This window comes from Mycobacterium sp., from assembly GCF_050701675.1.
Taxonomy (GTDB): domain Bacteria; phylum Actinomycetota; class Actinomycetes; order Mycobacteriales; family Mycobacteriaceae; genus Mycobacterium.
Map to the genome: position 1 here is coordinate 1 of NZ_JBOGDD010001318.1, position 4884 is coordinate 4884.

Here is a 4884-nt window from a genome sequence, read left to right on the forward strand (position 1 = left end):
GTGGACGGGCCAGGACGGCACCTCCCACGTCGAGATCGGTCGGCTGGACACCAGAACCGGGCGCAACGACGACCTGGTGTCGGCGACGATGTCGGCGTCGCACGTCACGGTGGAGGAGACGGCGGGCGGCGGCACGCTGGCGTGGCACACCGCGCCGGTGCGCCAACTCGTCGTGACCCTCGCGGGCACACTGCTGTTCTCGACCCGTGACGGCGAGGAGTTCACCCTGCGCCCCGGCGACGTCCTACTGGCCGAGGACACCGAGGGGAGCGGTCATCAATGGCGACTCGAGGGCACCGATCCGTGGCGGCGGATGTACGTCGTGCTGGCGCCCGCTGCGGAGATTCCGTTCGTCCGCGACTGATCTCGAGTCGACAATGGTAGGAACCTTTCGGCTGGCACGCTTCGTTGTGCTCGAGTGACGAGCTTGCCGCCCCTGGCCGATCAGGCGCGACGGTTGGTGGACCTTGGCGTGCCAGGAGCCACTGAAGCGTTGGCGCACGCCACTGGCGAGAGCACCGTTCGCGGTGCGCCCGACGATGCGCTGCTGGTCGTGCACCCCACCATCGCCGCCCCGTCGGTCCTGACTCCGTTGCTGCGGATCAATGGCAGATCGGGCTTCGTGGTGACGGACATGATCGACGTCGATGAATTCGAACCGATTGTGTCGCTTCCCGATTCGCCGAGCTACCTGGTGGGTGACCTCAGCCGCGGTGAGGACATGGCGAACTGGAGCCCCAACGAGGCGCTCCCGGCGATCACGGCACGCGGTCGCACGCCCTTGACGCTGACCGAAGGACTGCACTGGCTGCTTCAGCAACCGGAGGTCCTCGAGCGCAACGGGTGCTTCATGACGATCGCATCGCGACGGCGGAAGCCCGGCGGTCGAGCCGACGCCCGCACTCCGGCGATCTGGTTCAGCAATGGCACCGGCCGTGACGGGCCGGAGCAGCGAGACGCCCCCAAGGTCGGCTGGTGCTGGGCGGGCAATCGACATACGTGGCTCGGCTTCGCCTCGGCCGCGAGCCGTCGGGCTCTCACCCCGAAGAGGCCACCATCCAGCGACTGAGCCATGTGTGCAGTCTGCGCGCGTCGCTTGCTCGGCCAGCCGCGGCCAGGTAGCCGTCGGGCCGCACCAGCAGCCATCCCGAACCCGTGAGCAGGTCGTCGGGCAGGGCGACTTCCCGGACCGCGATGACGTCGGCCCACGGTCCGAGCCCTGCGGTGATCCGCTCCGCGGACCCCGACACCAGCAGGGTCAGCGTCGAGGTGTCGACGAGGTCGTAGAGCCTGCCGTTGGCCAGTTCGACGTCGGGGACCCGGTCGCCGGCGCGTAGCGAGCCAATTCGACCGCCCCCCTTGGCGATCGGGGCATTCCGATAGGAGGCGGCGATCTGCCCGAGCCTCGGAGCCGCCTTGCCCTGCACCTTCGCGCGGGACAGGGCCAGTGGCGCCAGGCGACTGAGTGCGGTGTGTGCGAGCGGGTTCGTCGAGTTGAAGACCTTCGTCGCACGCTCGGTCATGCCCACCAGCTGACGGATCACCGGGAGCCGGTCGGTTTCGTAGGTGTCGAGCAGTTCCGGCTTCGCGGTGCCCCGCAGGACCATCGCGAGCTTCCACGACAGGTTGACCATGTCCTGGATCCCCGCGTTCATGCCCTGTCCGCCTGCGGGGCTGTGGACGTGAGCGGAATCGCCGCCGAAGAACACCCGGCCGTGGCGCAGGGTGTCCATGTGCCTGCTGTTGATCCTGAATCGCGAGCTCCAGTTCAGGTCGTACAACTGCGCAGAGACTGCGGCGGTGCGGTCGTAGAGCGCCTGGATGTCCACCAGCGACGGCTCGGCCGCGTCGCCGGTGATCCCGTCCGGGTCGGTCGCCATGAACCGGAACCGTCCATCGCCCATCGGAAAGACCGCCAGGAAGCCGTTGGGCGCCAGGAAGATCGACAGCTGGTCCTCGGCGAGGCCGCCTGCCAGGTGCACGTCGCCCAGTACGTAGTTCGTTGGTAGCGCCCGACCGGTGAAGGGCAGCCCCAGACACTTGCGGACGGGGCTGTGGGATCCGTCGGCCGCGATGACATGGGACGCCTCGACGGTCTCGCTCACGCCGTCGGGCCCGGTGAGCACCACCTCCACCGCGTTCGACCGCTCGACCATGGCGGAGAACCGGACTCCTCGTTCGACCTTGACGCCTTGTCGCCCAAGCTGTTCGGCGAGTTGCCGTTCGGTCTCGGACTGGGCGAGCACGAGGATGAAGTTGAACTGACTGTGCATCCGGCTGAAGTCGATTCCGGCGATCTGATGGCCATCGGCGTGCAGGGCCGTGCGACTCGCTCGGTTTCCCAGGCGCAGCATCTCGTCTCCGACGCCGCGGGGCCTGAGCAGCTCGAGGGTGCGCGCCTGCACGCCGAGTGCGCGCGACGTCGTCGAGGGCTCTTGCGCCGCATCGACGATCCGCACCTCGATGCCCATGCGCGACAGTTCGACCGCCGCCGTCAGGCCTGTCGGCCCCGCCCCGATGACGAGTACGGGTGGTTGGTCCTTGTCGTGGTTCATGGACACTCCGATCGCCGGAACGGTAAGTCAACAATTGGTGACTTACACCGTAGGCGCGACCCGATGACCATGTCAACATGCGATGACATATTCTCGACGAATGGTTTCGACTCGGCCGCGCAACGCCCGGGACACCCGTGCAGACATCCTGGCGGCGGCCCGGCTGCGCTTCGGTGCGGACGGATACGAGCGCACGACGCTGCGAGCCGTGGCCGCGGACGTCGGAGTCGACGCCGCACTGGTCATCCGGTACTTCGGCAGCAAGCAGGACCTCTTTGCCGCGGCAGCGGAGTTCACCCTCGACCTGCCGGACCTCTCGGGTATCGACCCCGACCAGGTGGCCGAGGTGCTGCTCCCCAAGTTCTTCGCGGTGTGGGAGGACGACACCACGTTCGTGGCCCTGCTGCGGGCGGCAATGACCAGCGCGACCGCCGCCGAGACGATGCGGGGCGTGTTCGCCACCCAGGTGGGACCGGTACTTGCCTCCGTCGCACCGGACCACCCGGCGCAGCGCGCCGGCCTCATGGGCGCGTTCATCATCGGGCTCGCCACCACGCGCTACGTATTGAACAATCCAGCCGTCGCACAACTGAGCCACGCAGACCTGATCCTCTGGGCCGGTCCCGTCATCCGCCAACTGCTGGTCGGGCCCGCGCCGACGGGATAGGGGCGACTCGACACCGATGCTGGAACGTGTTCTAGTTCAGTGGTGCTTGACTTCCCCGTGGAGAATCTCAGTGCCGAGGACGTCGAACGCCTGCGGGGCATCTACGAGCCGCTGACGGAGTCGGTCCGAGAGCTCATCGACGCCACCATCCGCACCGAGATGGACGCCGACGCCGTCGCCGCCGCGAAGGCGGAGATCGATGCGGCCACCGCCCGGCTCCGCAACCGTCAGCTCGACGGCCCCTTCGGCGTGCGGTTCGGCAGTGACGGTGACCAAATGCCTTGGGGCAACGTCGTCATCGGCCTGCGCAACCCGGTCGCGCCCCCACTGTCGATCCAGAAGGACGATGACGGCGGGGTCTTCTCCGACTTCCATCTCGGCGCCGCCTATGAGGGTCCACCCGGCCACGTGCACGGCGGCGTCGCCGCCCTCATCCTCGACCACATCCTCGGCGATGCGGCGAGTTCGTCGGACAAGCCAAGGCTCACCGGCACCATCACGATGCGCTACCGCCGCATCACTCCTCTTGGCGATCTGCATGCGGAGGCGAGGATCGTGCGCACGGAAGGCGTCAAGACCTTCGCGGTCGGACACCTCGCCGATGCCGGCGGCGTCACCGTCGAGGCCGAGGGCGTGTTCATCCAGCCCCGGTGGGCGCGAGGATGACCTAGTCGGTGATGCCGACGAGGCTGCGGGTGATGTCGCCGATCTCCGCGACCAGCACGCGACTGGCGGTGTCTGAAGGACCGAGATGGCGCGCGGCCTCGCGAATGCGCTGCTCGGCGGCGGCCACCCTGTCCCCGTCCAAGGTCCACGGCGCACCAGGGGTGGCAGGTCCGCCGCTCAACGCCTCGGCGTACTCGTCGACCGCCACCACGAAGTCACCGCTCAAGGTGGCCGACGGCTTGGCCGGCAGGCTCGCTTCGAGCGTCGCGCAGGACGTGGTCACCGCGTTCAGCGCGGTCCGGTAGGACTTGAGCCAACGACGAAGGTCACCCAGATCGGACGTCGTCGCGCCCGCGGCGGCCTCGAACGCCGCACGGGCCCGAAAGGCCCGCTCCCAGGCCGCCGCAAGCGCCTCGCCGGGATGGTCGAGGCCGTGTACGAAGGCCTTGATGACCGTCGCGGCGTACTCGATCTCGGTCTTCAGAAGTTCACCCGCGCGCTGCCGCAGCCGGATCAGATCGTGGTCGGGCAGGGCCACGTGGACGAGGACTGCCAGCGCACCTCCGATCAACGTCGCGATCAACCGGTCGGCCATGGTGCCGTCGCCCCCTGTGCCGCTGACGTCGATCAGGAACACTGCCGTCGCCGCGAGCGCCGCGCTCGACGCGAGATATCCGAAACCCGAAACCGCATAGGCGAAGCCAAGGACGATGACCGCGAGGGCCGCGGCGGCCAGGCCGGAGGGTTGCCAGATCATCGTCACCGCCGACGCCACGACGATGCCCCCTGCGATGCCGGCCACCCGGCCGACACACCTGGTGTAGGTGTGCGCGGTCTCCGGGCGCAGCACCATAAGCGCCGTCAGCGGTATCCAGTAGCCGTGCGGGACTTCTGCGAAGCGCTCGATGGCGACCCCGGCGGCCGTGGCTGCGGCAAGCCGGATCGCGTGCCTCGTGATCGGCGAGCCCCACGTCAGGTGGGCGCCGACCGCCGCCG

General features: G+C 68.6%; 6 protein-coding genes. 4 read left to right on the forward strand and 2 right to left on the reverse strand.

Annotated elements, in window-relative coordinates; translation table 11 throughout:
- Both ACRDUX_RS40665 and ACRDUX_RS40670 read left to right on the forward strand, forming a co-directional pair.
- Positions 1–364 (forward strand): cupin domain-containing protein (locus tag ACRDUX_RS40665; RefSeq protein WP_526423194.1); only part of this gene is annotated, 364 nt, incomplete at its 5' end.
- Positions 365–418: 54 nt separating this feature from the next.
- Positions 419–1069 (forward strand): DUF5701 family protein, encoded by a 651-nt coding sequence (locus ACRDUX_RS40670; protein WP_526423196.1) that lies wholly within the window; start codon positions 419–421, stop codon positions 1067–1069.
- Here ACRDUX_RS40670 and ACRDUX_RS40675 read toward each other — a convergent pair.
- Positions 1038–2555, reverse strand: a complete 1518-nt coding sequence (locus ACRDUX_RS40675) for an FAD-dependent oxidoreductase (protein WP_526423198.1) — start codon at positions 2553–2555, stop codon at positions 1038–1040. The two genes, ACRDUX_RS40670 and ACRDUX_RS40675, sit on opposite strands and share 32 nt — an antisense overlap.
- Before the next feature lie 100 nt (positions 2556–2655).
- Here ACRDUX_RS40675 and ACRDUX_RS40680 point away from each other — a divergent pair, with 100 nt between their 5' ends.
- Positions 2656–3222, forward strand: coding sequence for a TetR/AcrR family transcriptional regulator (locus ACRDUX_RS40680; RefSeq protein WP_526423200.1), 567 nt, complete (start codon positions 2656–2658; stop codon positions 3220–3222).
- 42 nt (positions 3223–3264) lie between these two features.
- Positions 3265–3888, forward strand: coding sequence for a PaaI family thioesterase (locus ACRDUX_RS40685; protein ID WP_526423202.1), 624 nt, complete (start codon positions 3265–3267; stop codon positions 3886–3888).
- A 1-nt stretch (position 3889) separates the two neighbouring features.
- On the opposite strand, the gene ACRDUX_RS40690 is transcribed toward ACRDUX_RS40685, so the two are convergent.
- Positions 3890–4884: FUSC family protein (locus ACRDUX_RS40690; RefSeq protein ID WP_526423204.1), on the reverse strand; the 995-nt coding region annotated here is incomplete at its 5' end.

Bases quoted from the DNA above. Each gene is read 5' to 3' on its own strand.
- ACRDUX_RS40675 (WP_526423198.1), bottom strand. From the start codon at position 2,555: ATGAACCACGACAAGGACCAACCACCCGTACTCGTCATCGGGGCGGGG.
- ACRDUX_RS40680 (WP_526423200.1), top strand. From the start codon at position 2,656: ATGGTTTCGACTCGGCCGCGCAACGCCCGGGACACCCGTGCAGACATC.